Here is a 20503-nt window from a genome sequence, read left to right on the forward strand (position 1 = left end):
TAAACATGATAGAGGAGGAAGCTCATGGAATACGTAATAGAAATGCTTAATATCACAAAAGAATTTCCTGGTATTAAAGCAGTTGACGATGTAACTTTACGTCTGAAAAAACAAGAAGTACATGCGCTTTTAGGAGAAAATGGAGCTGGAAAGTCAACGTTAATGAGTGTACTTTTTGGACTATATCAACCTGAAAGTGGTGAGATATTAGTAAATGGAAAAAAAGTAGAAATTAACAATCCAAATATTGCTAATGAATTAGGAATAGGAATGGTACACCAGCACTTTAAACTTGTAGAAAACTTTACCGTTACTGAAAATATAATACTTGGAGCAGAACCAGTAAAAGGAATGGTAGTTGATATAGATACTGCAACTAAAAGAGTTGCAGAGTTAAGTAAACAATACCACTTAAATGTTGATCCAAAGGCTAAAATAGAAGATATTTCTGTCGGGATGCAACAAAGAGTAGAAATATTAAAAATGTTATATCGTAACAATGAAATTCTTATATTTGATGAGCCAACTGCAGTATTAACACCTCAAGAAATAATAGAACTAATGAGTATAATTAGACTTTTAATAAAAGAAGGTAAATCAATAATAATAATTACTCACAAATTAAAAGAAATTAAAATGGTAGCTGATAAATGTACAGTACTTAGACGAGGAAAATGTATAGGTACAGTAGATGTAAAAGATACTGATGAAAAAACAATGGCTAGTATGATGGTAGGTAGAGAAGTAAGCTTTGAAGTTGAAAAAACTCCAGCACATCCTACAAAAATAGTCTTAGATGTTAAAAACTTAACAGTAGAAAATGAAAAAAAATACAAAGTAGTAAACAACGTTAGCTTTAGTGTAAGAGCTGGAGAAATATACGGCTTAGCTGGTATAGAAGGAAATGGTCAAACCGATTTAGTGTATGCGCTTACAGGTTTAACTAATGCTAAATCAGGGGTTATAAAACTGAATGATGAAGATATTAGTCATATTTCTATTAAGCATAGAATAGATAAAGGAATGGGTCATATTCCTGAAGATAGACATAAGCATGGATTAGTTTTAGATTTCTCAATTGAACAAAACATGGTATTACATACTTATAATAAAGCACCATATCAAAATCATGGAATAATAGTAGAAGATGAAATAACAAAAAATTCTGATAAACTAATTGAAGAATTTGATGTAAGAAGTTCAAAAGGGTCAAAAACTATAGTTAGACAAATGTCAGGTGGAAATCAACAAAAAGTAATTATTGCAAGAGAGATTTCACTTAGTCCTGATTTGTTGCTAGTTGTTCAACCAACAAGAGGATTAGATGTTGGAGCAATTGAATATATTCACAAAAGAATAGTAAAAGAAAGAGATAAAGGGAAAGCAATTTTACTTGTATCTTTAGAATTAGACGAAATTATGAATTTGAGTGATACTATTGCCGTTATGTATGAAGGCGAAATAGTAGGGACTGTCAACCCAAAAGAAACTGATGAAAATGAAATTGGTTTAATGATGGCTGGAGCAACTTCTAATCATAATAAGGAGGAAAGCTTCAATGAATAAAAAATTACTAACTGCAATTATAGCGGTTCTGCTTGGATTTATAGTAGGTATGGTCTTTTCAATGATATTAGGAATAAAATTCCAAAATGGGACTATAACAACATATACACCAGATACCATATTAGTACCTATGATAAGATCATTCACTGGATTTGACATAAGTGGACACAATGCTTTCTCTGCTAGATATATAGGAGAGTTTATAGTAGCAGCAGTACCATTAATATTAACTGGTTTATCAGTTGCATTTGCATTTAAAACAGGACTGTTTAACATAGGGGCTGAAGGGCAAGTACTAGTAGGTAGTATTGCAGCAACTTTAGCAGGTATATATTTAGATTTACCTCCAATTATACATCCTATAGTTTGCTTTTTAGCAGCAATAATAGCAGGATTTATCTTTGGGTTTATACCCGGATTGTTAAAGGCAAAGTTTAATGTGCATGAGGTTGTAACCTGTATCATGCTTAACTATGTTGGAATGTATTTAGCAAATATGATCTTTAAAGCACTTCCAGGATATGCTAATGACAAAACACCAGCAATAAGAGATTCAGCAAAAATAAGTAGTGACTTTTTATCGCAAATAACACAAGGATCAAGACTTAACTGGTCAATACTTGTAGTACTAGTCGCATGCTTAGTATTCTGGTTTATAATAGAAAAAACAACATTTGGATATCGATTAAAAGCAATCGGTCATAATAAAGATGCCGCAAAATATGCAGGAATGAAAGTAGATTCTGGAATAATGATGTCAATGGGAATCTCAGGAGCATTTGCAGCTTTAGCAGGTGCATGTTTAGTACTAGGACTATTTGGTTATGGAAGAGTTTTAAACTCATTTGAAAACTATGGTTACAATGGAATCGCAGTTTCATTAGTAGGTTTAAATAGTGCAATAGGTACAGTATTCTCTGGTGGATTATTTGCAATGCTTCAAGTATCACAACCATTAATGCAATCAGCAGGAATACCAAAAGACATTGCTGTAATTATCTCTGCATTAATTATCTTCTTCTGCGCAATACCAGCACTATATGAAAAGTATATAGATAGATATGAAGAAAAACATAAAGAGAAAAAATTAAAAAAAGAAAAAGCCAAAAAAGCAGGAGGTGATGCATAATGAATAGTTTAATAATTAATATCGCATTAACATTTATGTATGCTTCACCAATAATTATTACTGCAATTGGAGGTTTATTCTCAGAACGTAGTGGAGTAACTAACGTTGGTTTAGAAGGAATAATGCTAGTTGGTGCATTTGTGGCAGCTGCAATGTGTTATTACCTAGGTTTAAATGTACCAAGTGGATCATTCATGGCAAGCACAGTAATACCATGGGTTTGTGTCATAGCAGCAGCAATAGCAGGTATGTTATTTTCATTATTACATGCAGTTGCAAGTATTAAATATAAAGCAGATCAAATTATTTCAGGAACTGCAATAAATATGTTAGCAACAGGACTTACAGTCTTCTTAGCTCAAATTATGTTTAATCAACAAAGAACAAACAGTTTTGCACAAGGATTTGGTACAATAGATTTAGGACCAATAAACAATATACCAATAATAGGACAATTGTTATCAAGAACATATCAACCATTTGTATTAACCGTAATAATTGTAATCTTAACAGCCTTTATTATGAAAAAAACAAAATTTGGTTTAAGATTAAGAGCTTGTGGAGAATTTCCTCAAGCAGCATCTTCAATGGGTATTAACGTATATAAAATGCGTTACACTGGAGTTTTATTATCAGGATTATTAGCAGGACTTGGTGGCGGAATCATGGTATTAACAGTAGATACACAATTTACTGCAATGTCAATTCACGGTACAGGATTCATAGCTTTAGCAACACTAATATTTGGTAAGTGGAACTCTTGGGGAGTATTTGGAGCAGGTTTATTCTTTGGACTATCAAATGTAATAGCTATCAGTTCAAATGGAATTGAAGCACTAAACTCATTTCCACAAGAAATATTCTACATGGTACCATATGTATTCACAATAATTGCATTAATTGTAACTAGTGGTAAGTCAAACGGTCCAAAAGCTGCCGGTGAGATATATGATGAAGGTAAAAGATAATTTAAGTTTCAATTAAAGAATTAATAAAAATAATAAGTTAAAAAAACAATTGTGTAAAGGCACTCCATAAGTTAGATTAAGAAATCTAACTTTAATGGGGTGTTTTTATTTAAATATTAATAATTGTAAACTATTGCTAAAAAAGACATATATTATACAAAAATTTGTTATAATATATTTATATATTTTAAATAAGGAGTACATTAAGATGGATTTTGATATAAACATATTATTTATTGTATTACCATTTATATTTCTAGGAGGTTTTGTAGACTCTATAGCTGGTGGCGGTGGAGTAGTAACATGGATTGGTTTTTTAGTAGGCGGACTACCAATACATTTAATCTATGGAACAAACAAAGCACAAGCACTTGTAGGAACAGCAGTATCGACATATAATTATTTAAAAGAAGGCCATTTTAATAAATGGTATATTCCATTTGCAACAGTTGGTGCAATAATTGGATCAGCTCTAGGATCATATATGGTAACAATAACTAGTGCTGAAATACTTAATTTAATAATGATATTAGTATTACCGTGTATTGGAGTACTAATGATGTTTAACAAAAAGATAGTATCTAATAAAAAAGTAAGCTTTTCAAAAAAGAAGATCTTTGTAATATCAGCAATTATAGGATTAGTAATAGGATTGTATGATGGTTTTATTGGACCAGGTACAGGAACATTTCTAATAATTGCATTTTCTCTTTGCGGTTTAAGCATGCTTGAAGCTGGTGGAAATGCTAAAATAATAAACTTAATAACAAATTTAATTTCATTCATTATATTCTTTTTTAATGGAATAATAATTTGGTGGCTAGCAATTCCATGTATAATTACAAATATAATTGCAAACTATTTTGGCTCAAAACTGGCAATAAAAAATGGAGAGAAGATTATAAGACCAGTATTAATATTTGTAATGTTATTACTAGCAGCAAAAATAATATTTGATATAGTAGCATAAGGGAGAGAAAATATGAGAAGAATAGTAATAATTGGGATATGGGCAATAATACAAATTATACTTTATTTATATTTTTTTCTTGTGCCTGCAACAACTACAGCAGTATATCTTTTACAAATAATAATTGGAATTTTATTAGCACTTTACATCCTTTCAGATGATACTAAAATGACAACTTCTAAGTTATCATGGATAACAATAGTACTTGCATTTCCTGCAGTAGGAACAATACTATACCTATTATTTGGAATTGGACAAATGACAAGTTATAAAAAAAGAGTATTAGAATCATCAAAAATAAGATACAATACAGAAAAATCAGAACTATCACAACTAAATAGTTTAAGTTCTAGGAAAAAATCCTTAGTAAATTATTTAGATAATATGAACTATAGAACAGCATACCTTCAAAAAGGAAGTAACTTTAAAACATATGATTTTGGTCAAGATTTCTTTGAAGACATAATACAAGATATAAGAAGGGCTAAAGAATATATCCATTTAGAATTTTATATTATTAAAGAAGGAATATTATTTGATAAAATCATAGAAGAGCTAATTTTAAAAGCAAAACAAGGAATAGAAATAAGAATAATTAGTGATTTTGTTGGTGGTAGAAGTATTAGTCTACATACACAAAATAAGTTAAAACAAAACAATATTCATTTAGTATTCTTTAATCAACTTGAAATAAATGTTCTATCAAAGATAACTAACTTTAGAGATCATCGAAAAATAGTAGTAATTGATGGTAGTATAGCTTATACAGGTGGTTTTAATATAGGAGATGAATATATAGATCTAGATGAATACTATGGACATTGGCAAGACTTTGCTATAAGAATAGCTGATTCAAGTGCTGTATTAGAATACGAAACATTCTTTGCCCAACACTGGTATTTTGAAACAAAAGAAAATTTATTTATACCAAAATACTATCCATCAATAGATAATTCAACATTAAAAGGTGATACTTTTATTTATCCATATGTTGATGGACCAGACTCAGCAGAAACATTTATTAGAGACATGTTTATTAAAACAATTATGGTTGCTAAAGAAAGAGTATTAATATCAACACCATACTTAATTCCTGATTCAGTTCTTTTAGACTCAATAATACTTCAAGCTAGAAGTGGGGTACAAATAACAATCATAACACCTGGATTACCAGACAAAAAAATAGTAAAATTATCCACTGAATCATATTATCGTGACTTATTAAAAGTCGGCGTAAAAATAGTTGAATATAAAGGTTTTATACATTCAAAAAAACTAATGGTAGATGATGATATCGCAATAGTTGGAACTGCAAATTTTGATATGAGAAGTTTCAATCTTTCATTTGAAGTATGCACATTGCTAATGAATGGTCCAGTATTAAAAGAAATATCAGATATATTTGAAGATGAAATAGTAAATTCAAATGAAGTAATATATAATGACTATGAAAAACAAAATTTATTTAAAAGAGCATTACAAGTAATCTTAAGATTATTTGCACCATTATTCTAAAGGAGAGAAAAATATGAACATATTTGGGTACAAAAAATGCAGCACCTGCACAAAGGCAATTAAGTATTATGAGCAAAATGGAAATGATGTAGAATTCTTTGATTTTATTAAAGAACAAATTCCACAAGAAGTATTAGAAAGACTAATTGATAAAAGTAATCAACCAATAAATGATTTTTTCAATTCTAAAGGAGTACTGTTTAAAGAATTAGAATTGAAAGATAAAATACCAGAGTTAAACGATGAAGAAAAAGTAGAACTATTATTATCAAATGGAAAATTAATAAAAAGACCAATTATTGAAGATAGAGATAAAATAATAATCGGATTTAGACCCTAAAAGGGTCTATTTTTATTATTTAGCAATATATTACTATAAATACTCAACGATGTAATAATAAATTATCATTGACAATAAAATATTATCATGATAGTATGTTGTTATAAAATAACTTTTAGGAGGATTAACATGAAATACATAGCAGAACCATTTAGAATTAAAATGGTAGAGAATATTAAAATGCTTACTAAAGAAGAAAGAATTGAAAGAATTAAAGAGGCAAAATATAATTTATTTAACTTAAGATCTGAAGATGTATACATCGATTTATTAACAGATAGTGGAACAAATGCCATGTCATCAGAACAATGGGAAGGTGTAATGCGCGGAGATGAAGCATATGCTGGAGGTAAATCATATTTCAAATTACTTGAAGCTGCCCAAGATATATTTAAGTATAAATATATTCAACCAGTGCACCAAGGAAGAGCTGCAGAACATGTTTTATTTGGTTTATTATTACATAGTGGTAATATCTCAATTTCTAACATGCACTTTGATACTACAAGAGCACATGTTGAAATTGCAGGAGCTAGAGCTATTGATTGTGTTGTAGCAGAAGCAAAAGATCCTAAAAAAAGAGCTCCATTCAAAGGTAATATGGACAATGTAAAACTAGAAAAACTTATATTAGAACACGGTGCTGAAAATGTTGGTTTAATCATTACAACAATAACAAATAACTCAGCTGGAGGACAACCGGTTTCAATAGCAAATATAAAAGAAACTAGTGAACTGTGTAAAAAATATGGTATAAGATACTGTATAGATGCTGCTAGATATGCAGAAAATGCCTATTTTATAAAACAAAGAGAAGAAGGATATCAAGATAAAAGTATTAAAGAAATTGTAGCAGAAACATTCTCATATGCTGAAATGTTTACAATGAGTGCTAAAAAAGACACTATAGTAAATATGGGAGGATTACTAGGAATTAAGGATGATGAAGAATTATTTTTAAAAGCAAAAGCAAGAACTATTTCATTTGAAGGATTCACTACATATGGAGGTCTTTCAGGTAGAGATATAGAGGCATTAGCAATAGGATTATATGAAGGACTAAACGAAGATTTCTTAAGATATAGAATTGGCCAAGTAGAATATCTTGCAGCTCAATTAGATGAACAAGGAATTTCATATCAATCTCCAGCTGGCGGTCACGGAATATTTGTTGATGCAAGAGAAATGTTTCCACATATTCCATATAATGAGTTTCCAGGACAAGCCCTAGCTATCGAACTATATATTGAAGCAGGTATTAGAACTTGTGATATTGGTTCTTATATGCTTGGAAATGATCCAGATACAGGAGTACAGTTAAAATCAGAGTTTGACTTTACAAGATTTGCGATACCACGAAGAGTATATACACAAGCCCACATAGATGTAATGGCAAATGCATTAATTGCAATAAAAGCAAGAGCCAATACAGTAACAGGATACAAAATAACTTGGGAACCACCAATATTAAGACATTTCCAAGCACACTTAGCACCAATTAAGTAATGCAAAAAGAACTGCACTAAAAAGCAGTTCTTTTTTTTCTAATTGCAAATAAAAATGGTATAATAAAAAAAGGTGATAAAATGAACGAAGTGATGAAAAGTTATATAAAATTAGTAGACTTTTTAGCATCAATGTTAGGACCAAATTATGAAATAGTTCTACACGATGCACAAAAAGAAAATGTACCAATAATTGCAATAGCAAACTCACATATAACAGGAAGAAAAATAAATGATAGTGCTACAATGTTTGCACTAAAAGTAATAGCATCAAAACAGTATAAAGATAATGATTACATGTCAAATCATGATGCAGTATCAAAAGATAAAAAGCCATTAAGATCATCAATGTTCTTTATTAAAGATAACAACAAATTATTAGGGCTTTTATGTATTAACTTTGATGATAGTCAATTTGTCGATCTAGCAAAATCAATGTTAGAATTAGTACATCCTAATGAAATAATAAAAAAACGAAATGAACAAGTTAAACAAAGTGAAGATATAAGTGAGACAATGATAGAAACAATTCAAAAAACAATTGAAGAATACTTTCTTGCAAACAGCATAATTGCTACACACAAGCAAAAAGCACAGTTTCATAATCTAATATTACAATTAACACAAGATAATAGAATAGAAGTAATAGAATTATTAAATGAAAAAGGAATATTTATGCTTAAAGGCGCAGTAAATGAAGTAGCAAGTATATTAGAAGTATCTGAACCAACAATATATCGATACTTAAGTAAAGTAAAAGATAACAGTCTTATTTAGACTGTTTCTTTTTTTGTTTATTTGATATAATTAATAAATGAGGTGAGAATATGGATTATGAAAGATTAACTCCAATGATGAAACAATACATGGAAATTAAAAATAAATATCAAGACGCCATTTTATTCTATCGATTAGGCGATTTTTATGAAATGTTTTTTGAAGATGCACTAACTGCATCAAAAGTATTAGAGATAGCCTTAACAGGACGTTCAGCAGGATTAGAAGAAAAAATACCAATGTGTGGTGTACCTTTTCATGCAAGCGAATCATATATCAAAAAACTAATAAATAATGGCTTTAAAGTAGCTATATGTGAGCAACTAGAAGCTCCTAGTAAAGGAGTAAAAATAGTAAAAAGAGATGTCGTTAAAATAATAACACCAGGAACAGATTTAAATATTGAAAATAATGATTACAACTATCTTATGTCAATAAGTAATGATCAACAATACTATTACATAGCATTAGCTGATATTAGCACAGGTAAGTTAAAAGCTCTAAAGACAAATATAGACCAACAAAGTTTATATGAACAAATAAAAAACTATCAAATAAAAGAAATAGTAGTAAATGAAAACTTTCAAACAAATGTTTTTAATGACCTATTAAAAACAAATAAAGTCTTAATATCACTAGTAAAAGATAGCATTGAATATAAAAATAAAATACTGAGTTCAATTCATTTAGAATATCAAAATGTATTTAAACAATTACTTAAATACATCGAAGGTATGCAGATGGAAACAATAAACTACTACTTAGAAGTAGAGTATCAAGATAATAAACATATGCAGTTAGACTTTTCAAGTAAATTCTCACTAGAATTAACATCAACTATAAAAAACAATGAAAAATATGGAACCCTTTTTTGGTATTTAGATAAAACAAAAACAGCAATGGGATCAAGATTGCTAAAAGAATACATAGAAAACCCATTAATAGATAGAACATTAATAGAAGAAAGACAACTATTTGTTTCAGCATTATTAAACAATTTTATGAATACTGAAATGATAGCTACCTATTTAAAAAATGTTTATGACATTGCAAGAATAGCAAGTAAATTAGACCTATTAACTACAACACCAAAAGATTTATTGTGGCTAGCAAACTCACTAGAACAAGCTACAAAAATAAAAGTAGAATTAGAAATGATAGAAGATAAACAAATAGAAAATTACCTAGAAGATTATGATGATTTAACAGATTTAAAAGATCTGATAAAAGCAACAATATCTGAAGAAATATTAGAAGGCAATAGTCAAGTAATAATAAAAAATAATATAAATGAACAATTAGATGAATACCGAAAAGTATTACAAGAAAGTACAGAATGGTTAATTAACTTTGAACAAAGACAAAAAGAATTAACAAATATCAAAAATCTAAAAGTTAAATACAATAAAGTATTTGGCTATTACATAGAAGTTTCAAATGCAAATAAAGATTTAATAAAAGAAGAACATGGTTATATAAGAAAACAGACATTAGCTAATGCAGAACGTTATATTAACAGTGAACTTAAAGAACAAGAATCATTAATATTAAATGCTTCTGAAAATCTAACAAACCTAGAAAATGAAATATTTAATGCCTTTAAAAAAAATATCCAACCACAAACTAAAAGACTACAATTGCTATCTTCAAAACTAGCATATTTAGATGTAATGTATGCATTATATAATATTTCAAATCAATATGGATTTACAAAACCAATATTTAACAATCAAAAAAATATCGAGATAAAAGAATCATTTCATCCAATAATAAAGGCAATTGATACAGACAATAGCTTTGTAAATAATGATTATTATTTAAATGTTGAAGAAAACATAATGTTGATAACAGGACCAAATATGGGTGGAAAATCAACATACATGAGACAACTTGCATTAATAGTAATAATGTTTCAAATAGGATGCTATGTTCCAGCAGAGCATGCAAGCTTAACAATCTTTGATAAAATATTTACTCGTATAGGTTCTAATGATGATCTATTAGAAGGCCAATCAACATTTATGGTAGAGATGTTAGAAGCAAGTAATGCCATAAATAATACAACAGATAATAGCTTAATATTATTCGATGAACTAGGTAGAGGAACAGCAACATACGATGGAATGTCACTTGCTTATGCAATGATAGAACATCTAGCATTAAACTCACAAGCCAAAGTACTGTTTTCAACCCATTATCATGAACTTACAAAACTTGCCGATAGCTATAAACAAGTCATTAATTATCATGCTAGTGTTGTTGAAGACTTTCAAAACATTACCTTTACATACAAGATAAAACCAGGACATATTGCTAAATCATATGGTATCCATGTAGCTAAACTAGCTCATCTTCCTGAAAATATAATAAAAAGATCATATGAAATACTAAATAGTTTAGAACAGACAAAAGACTTAGAAATAGAAGTGAATCCAATAGAAAAAATAAATGAAAATAGTAATACATATTCAGATTATACACCATTAAAAAATGAAATAGCTAACTTAAACATTAATGAAATCACACCAATACAAGCACTAACAATATTAGACACATTGAAAAAGAAGGTTGATAATTATGAGTAAAATAAAAGTTATGAGTTTTGATCTTGCTTCTAAAATAGCAGCAGGTGAAGTAGTAGAAAACCAATCTAGTGTTGTTAAAGAATTAATAGAAAATGCCATAGATGCAAACGCTAATAAAATAACAATAAATCTAATAGATAGTGGAATACAGTTAATAGAAGTAACCGACAATGGTAGTGGAATGGATAAAGAAGATATATTACTATCAGTAAAAGAACATGCAACTAGTAAAATAACAAATGAATATGAACTATTTAATATAGAAACATTAGGATTTAGAGGAGAAGCCTTAGCAAGTATAAAAGCAGTATCAAAGCTAAAAATAAGTTCTAATAATGGCAGCGAAACAGGTTATACATATGATGTATTCACCGATAGTATAAATGCTGGATATGATGTTAAAGGTAGTAAAATAAGTGTTTATAATCTATTTTATAATGTACCAGCTCGTTTTAAATATTTAGATTCTACTCAAAAAGAATTATCAAAAATAGTAGAAATAGTAACAAGATTTGCTCTTGCAAATACTCATATAGCATTTGTCTTAATAAATGATAATAAAACATTAATAAATACAAATGGAAATAAAGATATGTTACAAATCATAAATAATATATACTCATTAGATGTTGCTAAAAGTATGATAAAAATAAATAAAACAGATAATGACTTTAACATAACAGGATATATATCAGATAAAGAAACTACAAGATCAAATAAGAAAAATATCTATGTTTATATTAATAATAGACTAGTCTTTAATAAAGAACTAAGTAATTCAGTAATTGCAGGTTATGATGACTATTTAATGGAAAAAAGATATCCAATAGCATTTATAAATATTACATGCGATTTTCAATTAATTGATGTAAATGTTCATCCAGCTAAATTAGAAGTAAGAATATCTAAAGTAGATCAGTTAAAAGAGACTATAATAAATACAATTAAAGAAACATTTAACATTGCAAGAAAACAATTTATAACAAAAGAAAAAATAATACAACCAACTCTAAATTTTACATACGAAATAGAAGATAATATATCTGAAAAAGAACTAACTAGCTTTAATGAAACAAGAGATATGAATATTCAAGAAGAAAAAGATATACTAAAAGAAGTTGATAATGTAAAAATAAATTTAGTTGATAAACAAACAAGTGAACAAACCTTAAATATTGATAAGCCAATCTTAAACATAACAGATACAACTAATAAAGACTATTCATTAAAAGAAGACCTAGAAGAAGCAGTAGTTAAAGAAATAGAAACAGCATATGTAAGCTTTAGTGCAATAGGTCAGTTTGATGGATCATATATCTTAGCACAAAACCAAAGTGGCTTACACATAATAGATCAACATGCTGCAATGGAAAGAATAAATTATGAAAATAAACTAAAGAAAATAAATGATCCTTTAGAATTTCAAGAATTAGTAGTACCAATAGTAATACCACTAACATTTTCGCAAAAGTTAAAAATATTAGAAGTTAGTGATAAATTATTCAGTATAGGCATTAAAATTGAAGAAAGTGCTACAAACGATTTAATCATAAGAGAAGTACCATTATGGATAGATATTAATAATGCAAATCTTCAAATACAAAACGCTATAGAGCATATTCTAGAATTAAATAAAGTAAGCATCAAAGATATTAGTAAAGAAGGTTTGATATTAGCTTCATGTAAAATGTCACTAAAAGCAAATACCAGACTAGATATTAAAGAACAACAACAGCTTTTAGATAAATTAGTGACAACACCAAACTATGATAGATGCCCACATGGAAGACCAATCATAATAACAATGAGTAAATATGAAGTTGAAAAAATGTTTAAAAGAATAATCTAAAAAGTCGTATAAATATCATCTTTCTACTATAAACTTTAGTTGTTAAAGATATCACTATACACAAAGTAATAAGCACAATAAAAACCGCATAAGCGGTTTTTATTATACATATTATTCAGATTGCCATCCTTTAGTTACATCAACCCATTCTACATATTTAGAGGTATTTTCTAAATCAGGAATAGAAATTCTAATTGCACTATTACTAGAGCCACAAGCAGGATAAACATAATCAAAACGTTTTAATGAAATATCTAAATAAACAGCAACTCCATCATTTAAAGCAAAAGGACAGACACCACCTGCTGCTTGACCTAATAGTTCAAAAGTATCATCACGATTAAGCATACTACCTTTTTCATGAAAGTGATGACGATATTTTTTATTATCAACACTAGCATCGCCAGCCATTACAACAACAATTATTTTATCTTGTTTCTTTAATTTAAAAGATAAAGTTTTAGCAATATGTGATGCCTTACATTTACAAGCAATTGCTGCAAGCTCAACACTAGAACTAGCAACATCAAATTCCATAATATCGTTTTTTAAACCATAATCATCTAAGTATAACTTAACTTTGTCTAAAGAACTCATATAAACAACTCCTTAATTCACAAATGTGAATATTATAATGATATCATTATAATCCTCATTTCTAGTTAATGCAAGAATATCATATGAATAATCTATGAAAATAAAAAAAGACTTCATAAGAAGTCATATTATAATTATTACTCTAGATTTAATCTTTTTTCTAAAGTAATTTTTGTTATAAAGTAATAAGCAATAGTTGGAATTGCAGAAATAACAACTAATCCCCAAATAACAGTATTTATTACTAATTGTTCAGACATATTAGTCGAAAAATTAAAGGAATAACTAAGACCTTCAATTAAATATACTCCAAAGACTAAAGCAATTGATAATATTGTATTGATAATAATAGCATATAAAATACTAAATAAAATTTTATTACGATCTTTTGCATGTCCTAATACTAAAGCAGTATACACAAAAGCTTGAAAGTAGACACACGTAATAAGAAATAATACAATTAGTCCAATTATAAAAGGAATAAAGCTAAAGCCTAAATAATTAATATTATCATTTAATTCTCTAATTGCAGTACTTGTTAGACTAAAAATATTAGATGATGAAAATATAGTAGATAAAATTACTGTAACAATAGAAGATATTATAAGCATTAATGAGCTACTTATATATTTAGATAAAACAAGAGTTCCTTTAGTTATTGGTAGAGTATTTGTTAAGTATCCTTGATCTTTTAAAACATTAGTATAAAAACGTTTAATAACAGCTACAAGAGTTACAATATTAATAGTAATTAGCATAATTACAGAAAAAATAATAACTAAAGTAACAATAATTTTAATGAATAAATTCTCACTATCAATAAAATTCATAAATATCGCTGCCATAATACAAGAAATAAATGTAATAAGATAAATAAAGCTTGTATCTTTAATCATTGATTTCATATCATATTTAATTAATTTAATCAACATATCTAAATTCCTCCCTAAATATTTTATCAATAGATTTTCCATGTTTAATTCTTAATTCATCGGCACTATCATGCGTTAGAATTTTACCTTCAGAAATAAAGATAACCTCATCTAGAATATTTTCAATATCAGCAATTAAATGAGTACATATTAACATAGAAGCCTCATTATCAAAGTTTTGAATAATCATATCTAAAATAAAATCTCTAGAAGCAGGATCTACACCACCTAGTGGTTCATCTAAGATGTATAACATAGCTTGTCTTGACATAACCAAAGCTAATTGAACTTTTTCCCTAGTACCCTTAGATAATTCTTTTATTTTATCATTTACATCAACTTTCATAGTTCTAAGCATATGTAAACATTTCTCTTTATTAAAATCTTCATAAAAATCTACAAATAATTCAACACATTCAATTACATTATAGCTTTCATCTAAATATGTTCTTTCAGGTAAGTATGATAATATTTTAGCACTTTCAACACCAGGTGCTATTCCATTTACCAATATTCGACCACTATTTTGTTGAAGAAGTCCATTAATCAATTTGATTATAGTAGTTTTCCCAGAACCATTAGAACCTAAAAGACCAATTATTTTTCCTTTTTCCAAAGTTAGATTCAAATCACTTAATACAATATGTGAACCATAACTTTTACTTACATTTTCTATTTTAACTAAACTCATATTATGCCTCCTTCAATTCTTCTTCAATGATATTTAATATATCATTTTGATCGTACCCTAAATTTTGCATTTTCTTTAAAAATTCTAAAACATATTCTTTTGCTAAATGATTTCTTAATTCCATAATAGTATGTTCATCCTCCGTTACAAATTTCCCGTTAGTTCTTTCAGTAGTAATTAAATCCAAAGTTTCTAATTCAGTAAATGCTTTGGAAACAGTATTTGGATTAATAGTTGCAATAGTTGCAAGCTCTCTGACAGAAGGTAATTTACTTCCTGCAGGATAATCCTTAATAGCTATCTTTATCATCAGCTGGTTAACCAATTGTTTATACAAAGGACTAGAATTATCAAAGTTAAACTCCATATGTACACCTCCTGTTGTGTTACTGTATTAACTGTATGATACAATAATACAACATAGTTATACATTTTGTCAACAAAAATTGTACATAATACTTTTTAATCATTTTTTTTGCTATAATCTTATCTAAGAAAGAAAGAGGGATTATAACACATGAGCAAATTAATTAATCTAGTATTAAGCGAACAAGTATTTAAATTCGGTTTAAAAGTAAATGTAGTAGCAATAGTAAATGATAATGATGAATTCATGTTAGTAGATAGCGGATTTGTAGGTAGTTATGATAGTTTAATAGAACAATTAGATAACAATAAACTATTAATAAATAATTTAAAGGGAATTATTGTCACACATCAAGATCATGATCATATCGCAAATCTAGCATATTTAAAAAAATTAAATCCAAGTATAGAAATATATTCAAGTAAAATAGAAAAACCTTACTTAGATGGTAGTAAAGAAAATCTTAGAATAAAACCACTATATAATAGAATTGATTACACTGATCCATTAAAAAAAATTGGTATTGATGAACAAATCTCAATGATAAGTAGCATACCAACAGTAGAAGTAGATAAAGTAGTCGAAGATAATCAAGTAATCGACTTTGCAAACGGTTTAACTATTATTTTAACACCAGGCCACATGCCAGGGCATTTATGTGTGTTAGTCAATGAATTGAAAACACTTATTGCAGGTGATATGTTTACAGTTGAAAAAAAACAATTGCTACTTGCACGTAGAGATTTCTCCTTAAATTATGAAGATGTAATTAAAAGCACAAAAAAATTACTTAATTATAACTTTGATAAAATAATTGCATATCATGGTGGAGAATATAATCAAGATGTAAAACAAACAATAAAAGAGCTGTTAAAAAAAGAAGCAAAAAATAATTTATAATAATTATAAAAAACACTTGTGTTATGTAATTATAACTGTTATAATTAAGTTGCGAAGGTGATAAGAAGCATTTCGCGATTTATTATTTCATTTGTTCAATAGAATCAGTTATCTAATATTCTCCCGAAAAAATATATGTACTGATTCAACCAAAGTGAGTTATCTTAAAGATAGTTCACTTTTTTTTATTTATCAATAGACACATATAAATCATTTAAGTATATAAAGTATGTTCTTTGTATCATTTTATACAACGATAACGTATAATATATTAGACAAGAGATTAGGTTTTCTGTCAGTTTTTTTTGTCTTAAAACCTAAAATGCAGTAGAAATATATGATAAAAAGGAGCTGAAATATATTATATGAAAAATGATAAAATAATTGTAAAAGGTGCAAGAGTAAACAACCTTAAAAATATAGATGTTGAAATACCAAGATCAAAACTAGTTGTTATGACAGGTTTAAGTGGTAGTGGTAAAAGTTCTTTAGCTTTTGATACAATATATGCAGAAGGACAAAGAAGATATATGGATAGTCTTAGTGCATATGCAAGACAATTTTTAGGAAATAGTGAAAAGCCAGATGTAGATTTAATAGAAGGTTTATCACCAGCAATTTCAATAGAACAAAAAACAACACATAATAACCCACGTTCTACAATTGGAACTGTAACCGAAATATATGATTACTTAAGATTATTGTATGCTAGAATAGGCCATGTATATTGTCCTATTCATCATCATGAAATTTCAGCAATGACAATTAAACAAATGATTACTAAACTATATGAAGAAGTACCACTTAAAAGTAAATTACAACTACTAGCTCCAGTAGCTAGCTATCAAAAAGGTACTCATAAAGATCTGATTGCTAAACTAATGAGTGATGGTTTTGTAAGAGCTTTTATTGATGGTGAATCAATGCTATTAGAAGATGTGCAAGAATTAGATAAAAATAAAAAACATAATATTGAGGTTGTAGTAGACCGAATAGTTTTAAAAGAAGACAGTTCAGAAAGACTATATGATTCAATAGAAATAGCTTTAAAATTAAGCAAAGGTGTAGTTCAAATTGAACGTGGAAATGATGAAGAAGGAAACCCTTTAAACAGATTACAATACTCAGAAAACTTTGCTTGCACTATTTGTGGTTTTTCAATTCCCAATTTAGAACCAAGACTATTTTCATTTAACAGTCCACTAGGAGCATGTCATACATGTAAAGGATTAGGTGTTGTTTTTGAAGCAGATATTGATTTAATAATAGATGAACCAGAAAAATCAATAAATAAAGGTGGAATTAAATACTATCGTAATATTATTCACAAAGATAATTTAGATACACAAAAATTTAAAGCCCTATGTAACGCTTACAAAATAGATTTGGATAAACCGTTAAATAAAATGAGTAAAAAAGAAATGAATATTATTCTAAATGGTAGTGATAAACCAATTACATATACTTTGTATTCTTCAAGTGGTACCTATAATAGAGTAGAATATATAGAAGGTGTAAAAACATTAATTGAAAGACGATATGCAACAACTGAAAGCGAAGGATCAAAAGCTTGGTATAGTGGATTTATGGCAGAAGCAGTTTGTCCTGAATGTAATGGATCAAGATTATCAAAAGAAGCTTTAAGTGTAGAAGTAGGCGGAAAAAATATTTATGAATTTACTTTAATGCCAGTAGATGAAGCTTTAGAGTTTGTAAAAGATTTAGCAAATCATTTAAATAAAAATGAAGTAGAAATATCAAAACTAGTCCTAAAAGAACTAAACAGCCGTTTAACATTTTTGATGAATGTTGGTTTAGAATACTTAAACTTAGCTCGAACTGCAGGAACGTTAAGTGGTGGAGAAGCTCAAAGAATTAGACTAGCTACACAAATAGGATCAGCTCTAACAGGTGTTTTATATGTTTTAGATGAACCTAGTATAGGACTTCATCAAAGAGATAATGAAAAACTAATTGCAACATTAAGAGGGATGCAACAATTAGGAAATACTATGATAGTTGTTGAACATGATGAAGATACAATGAAAGAAGCAGATTATATAATTGATATTGGTCCAGGAGCAGGAGAACATGGTGGAGAAATTGTTGCTGCAGGAACATATGATGAAATAGTTGCCAACAAAAATAGTATTACAGGTCAATACCTATCAAAAGAAAAATATATTCCTTTACCTAAAACAAGAAAAAAAGGTAATGGTAACTTCTTAGAAGTAAGAGGTGCAAAAGAAAATAATTTAAAGAATATAAATGCTAAATTTCCACTTGGAGCCATGACAATAGTAACAGGAGTCTCTGGTGGTGGTAAATCAACTTTAGTAAATGAGATATTATATAAATCAATTGCTAATAAACTATATAAAAATAAGCAAAAGCCAGGATTACATAAAGAAATAAAAGGATTAGAAAATATCGATAAAGTAATAGAAATATCTCAAGATCCAATTGGTAGAACACCAAGATCAAACCCAGCTACATATACAAGCGTATTTGATGACATAAGAGATTTATATGCACTATCAAAAGAAGCAAAAGCTAGAGGTTATCAAAAAGGTCGTTTTAGTTTTAATACTAAAGGTGGACGTTGTGAAGCCTGTCAAGGAGATGGAGTAATTAAAATAGCAATGCACTTTTTACCAGATGTTTATGTAGTATGTGAAGAATGTGGTGGAAAACGTTATAATGATGAAACCCTTCAAGTTACATTTAAAGATAAAAACATTGCAGATGTACTAGCCATGACAGTAGATGAAGCTTGTGACTTTTTTACAAGTATTCCTAAAATAAAACGTAAATTAGATACCCTACAAGAAGTGGGATTAGGATATATAAAACTAGGTCAAAGTGCAACAACTTTATCAGGTGGAGAAGCACAAAGAATTAAACTAGCTACTGAACTTCAAAAAAGAGCTACAGGTAAAACAGTATATATTTTAGATGAACCAACAACAGGATTACATATTGATGATGTATCAAGATTAATAAAAGTACTACAAAAAATAGTAGATAATGGTGATACAGTTATAATAATTGAACATAATTTAGATGTTATAAAAGTAGCTGATTACATTATTGATCTAGGTCCTGAAGGTGGTAAAAAAGGTGGTAGTATTGTTGCAAAAGGAACTCCAGAACAAGTAATAAAAGTTAAAGAAAGTTATACTGGACAATTTTTGAAACCAATTATAGAAGATGACAAACTAAATAATAGAATAGAATAATAAAATAAAAACAAAAAAGCTTCTATAAACAAAAAATGTTAATAGAAGCTTTTATAATTGACTGTAGTAGTCAATGTAAAGTAAAAATAAAAGGAGACAAATTTAGAATGTCTAAACTACAAGCAGTGCATAATTACCAAATATGCTTATCATTGTTTGAAAATAAATAGTATTGTGCCCTAATACAATACTATTTAAGATGTGTATACCTGTTTTATTAACAGATAGAATAATACAAGATAATAAAAGAAGTTTTTATTTATAATGAAAAGTTAGATAGATTGCTTATTTACAATGATATTGATTGTCTTAAAAACTCAGATTTAAAATTATATTTTTATGTTTTTTCATAGCAAGACGCCAAACTAACAAATGAAAATTATATCATAAAACGATAATAAAGCATCTTTTTACTAAATTTGTGTACTCCTAGTCACATTATACATTATTTTAGTCTACAAATGTATAAAAAAATAATATATATTTAAAATAGACATAAATTATAATAATTATAGATAATTGGTATATAAATATGATTAAAAATATAGAATATATATATATAATAGTTGCTTA

At 27.9% G+C, this 20503-nt stretch carries 16 protein-coding genes; 12 read left to right on the forward strand and 4 right to left on the reverse strand.

The window, feature by feature from the left end:
- The first annotated feature begins 24 nt into the window (after positions 1-24).
- The 10 genes from ACD762_RS01690 (at position 25) to mutL (ending at position 13204) form a co-directional block, all read left to right on the forward strand.
- Positions 25-1566 (forward strand): ABC transporter ATP-binding protein, encoded by a 1542-nt coding sequence (locus ACD762_RS01690; RefSeq protein ID WP_423364145.1) that lies wholly within the window; start codon positions 25-27, stop codon positions 1564-1566.
- Entirely contained in the window at positions 1559-2695 is a 1137-nt protein-coding gene (locus ACD762_RS01695) for an ABC transporter permease (protein ID WP_423364146.1), read from the forward strand. Before ACD762_RS01690 ends, ACD762_RS01695 begins: the two co-directional genes overlap by 8 nt.
- On the forward strand, positions 2695-3663 hold the full coding sequence (locus tag ACD762_RS01700) for an ABC transporter permease (RefSeq protein WP_423364147.1): 969 nt from the start codon (positions 2695-2697) through the stop codon (positions 3661-3663). Before ACD762_RS01695 ends, ACD762_RS01700 begins: the two co-directional genes overlap by 1 nt.
- A 208-nt stretch (positions 3664-3871) precedes the next feature.
- The gene (locus ACD762_RS01705) at positions 3872-4633 is read left to right on the forward strand and encodes a sulfite exporter TauE/SafE family protein (protein ID WP_423364148.1); all 762 of its coding nucleotides are present in this window, start codon (positions 3872-3874) and stop codon (positions 4631-4633) included.
- A gap of 12 nt (positions 4634-4645) precedes the next feature.
- Positions 4646-6148: a cardiolipin synthase gene (gene cls / locus ACD762_RS01710; protein ID WP_423364149.1), complete on the forward strand. Its 1503-nt coding sequence runs from the start codon at positions 4646-4648 to the stop codon at positions 6146-6148.
- Between the two features lie 13 nt (positions 6149-6161).
- A complete protein-coding gene (locus ACD762_RS01715) occupies positions 6162-6488 on the forward strand; it encodes a Spx/MgsR family RNA polymerase-binding regulatory protein (protein ID WP_423364150.1) in 327 nt (108 codons plus the stop codon).
- 129 nt (positions 6489-6617) lie between these two features.
- Entirely contained in the window at positions 6618-7994 is a 1377-nt protein-coding gene (locus ACD762_RS01720) for a tryptophanase (protein WP_423364151.1), read from the forward strand.
- 80 nt (positions 7995-8074) lie between these two features.
- Positions 8075-8770, forward strand: coding sequence for a helix-turn-helix transcriptional regulator (locus ACD762_RS01725; protein WP_423364152.1), 696 nt, complete (start codon positions 8075-8077; stop codon positions 8768-8770).
- 50 nt (positions 8771-8820) lie between these two features.
- A complete protein-coding gene (gene mutS / locus ACD762_RS01730) occupies positions 8821-11355 on the forward strand; it encodes a DNA mismatch repair protein MutS (RefSeq protein WP_423364153.1) in 2535 nt (844 codons plus the stop codon).
- Positions 11348-13204 (forward strand): DNA mismatch repair endonuclease MutL, encoded by a 1857-nt coding sequence (gene mutL, locus ACD762_RS01735; RefSeq protein WP_423364154.1) that lies wholly within the window; start codon positions 11348-11350, stop codon positions 13202-13204. Before mutS ends, mutL begins: the two co-directional genes overlap by 8 nt.
- A 111-nt stretch (positions 13205-13315) precedes the next feature.
- Here mutL and ACD762_RS01740 read toward each other — a convergent pair whose 3' ends face one another.
- The 4 genes from ACD762_RS01740 to ACD762_RS01755 form a co-directional block, all read right to left on the reverse strand.
- The gene (locus tag ACD762_RS01740) at positions 13316-13801 is read right to left on the reverse strand and encodes a YbaK/EbsC family protein (RefSeq protein ID WP_423364155.1); all 486 of its coding nucleotides are present in this window, start codon (positions 13799-13801) and stop codon (positions 13316-13318) included.
- Between the two features lie 137 nt (positions 13802-13938).
- Entirely contained in the window at positions 13939-14733 is a 795-nt protein-coding gene (locus tag ACD762_RS01745) for a hypothetical protein (protein WP_423364156.1), read from the reverse strand.
- On the reverse strand, positions 14723-15424 hold the full coding sequence (locus ACD762_RS01750) for an ABC transporter ATP-binding protein (RefSeq protein WP_423364157.1): 702 nt from the start codon (positions 15422-15424) through the stop codon (positions 14723-14725). The genes ACD762_RS01745 and ACD762_RS01750 overlap by 11 nt, the downstream gene beginning before the upstream one ends.
- Before the next feature lies 1 nt (position 15425).
- Positions 15426-15791, reverse strand: a complete 366-nt coding sequence (locus ACD762_RS01755) for a GntR family transcriptional regulator (protein ID WP_423364158.1) — start codon at positions 15789-15791, stop codon at positions 15426-15428.
- A gap of 150 nt (positions 15792-15941) precedes the next feature.
- Between ACD762_RS01755 and ACD762_RS01760 the strand changes: the two genes are divergently transcribed.
- Positions 15942-16691, forward strand: a complete 750-nt coding sequence (locus tag ACD762_RS01760; protein ID WP_423364159.1) for an MBL fold metallo-hydrolase — start codon at positions 15942-15944, stop codon at positions 16689-16691.
- Positions 16692-17056: 365 nt separating this feature from the next.
- Positions 17057-19930 (forward strand): excinuclease ABC subunit UvrA, encoded by a 2874-nt coding sequence (gene uvrA, locus ACD762_RS01765; protein ID WP_423364160.1) that lies wholly within the window; start codon positions 17057-17059, stop codon positions 19928-19930.
- Positions 19931-20503: the final 573 nt, after the last annotated feature.

The organism is Mycoplasma sp. P36-A1 (assembly GCF_049478495.1).
Classification (GTDB): domain Bacteria; phylum Bacillota_I; class Bacilli_A; order JAJDGJ01; family JAJDGJ01; genus P36-A1.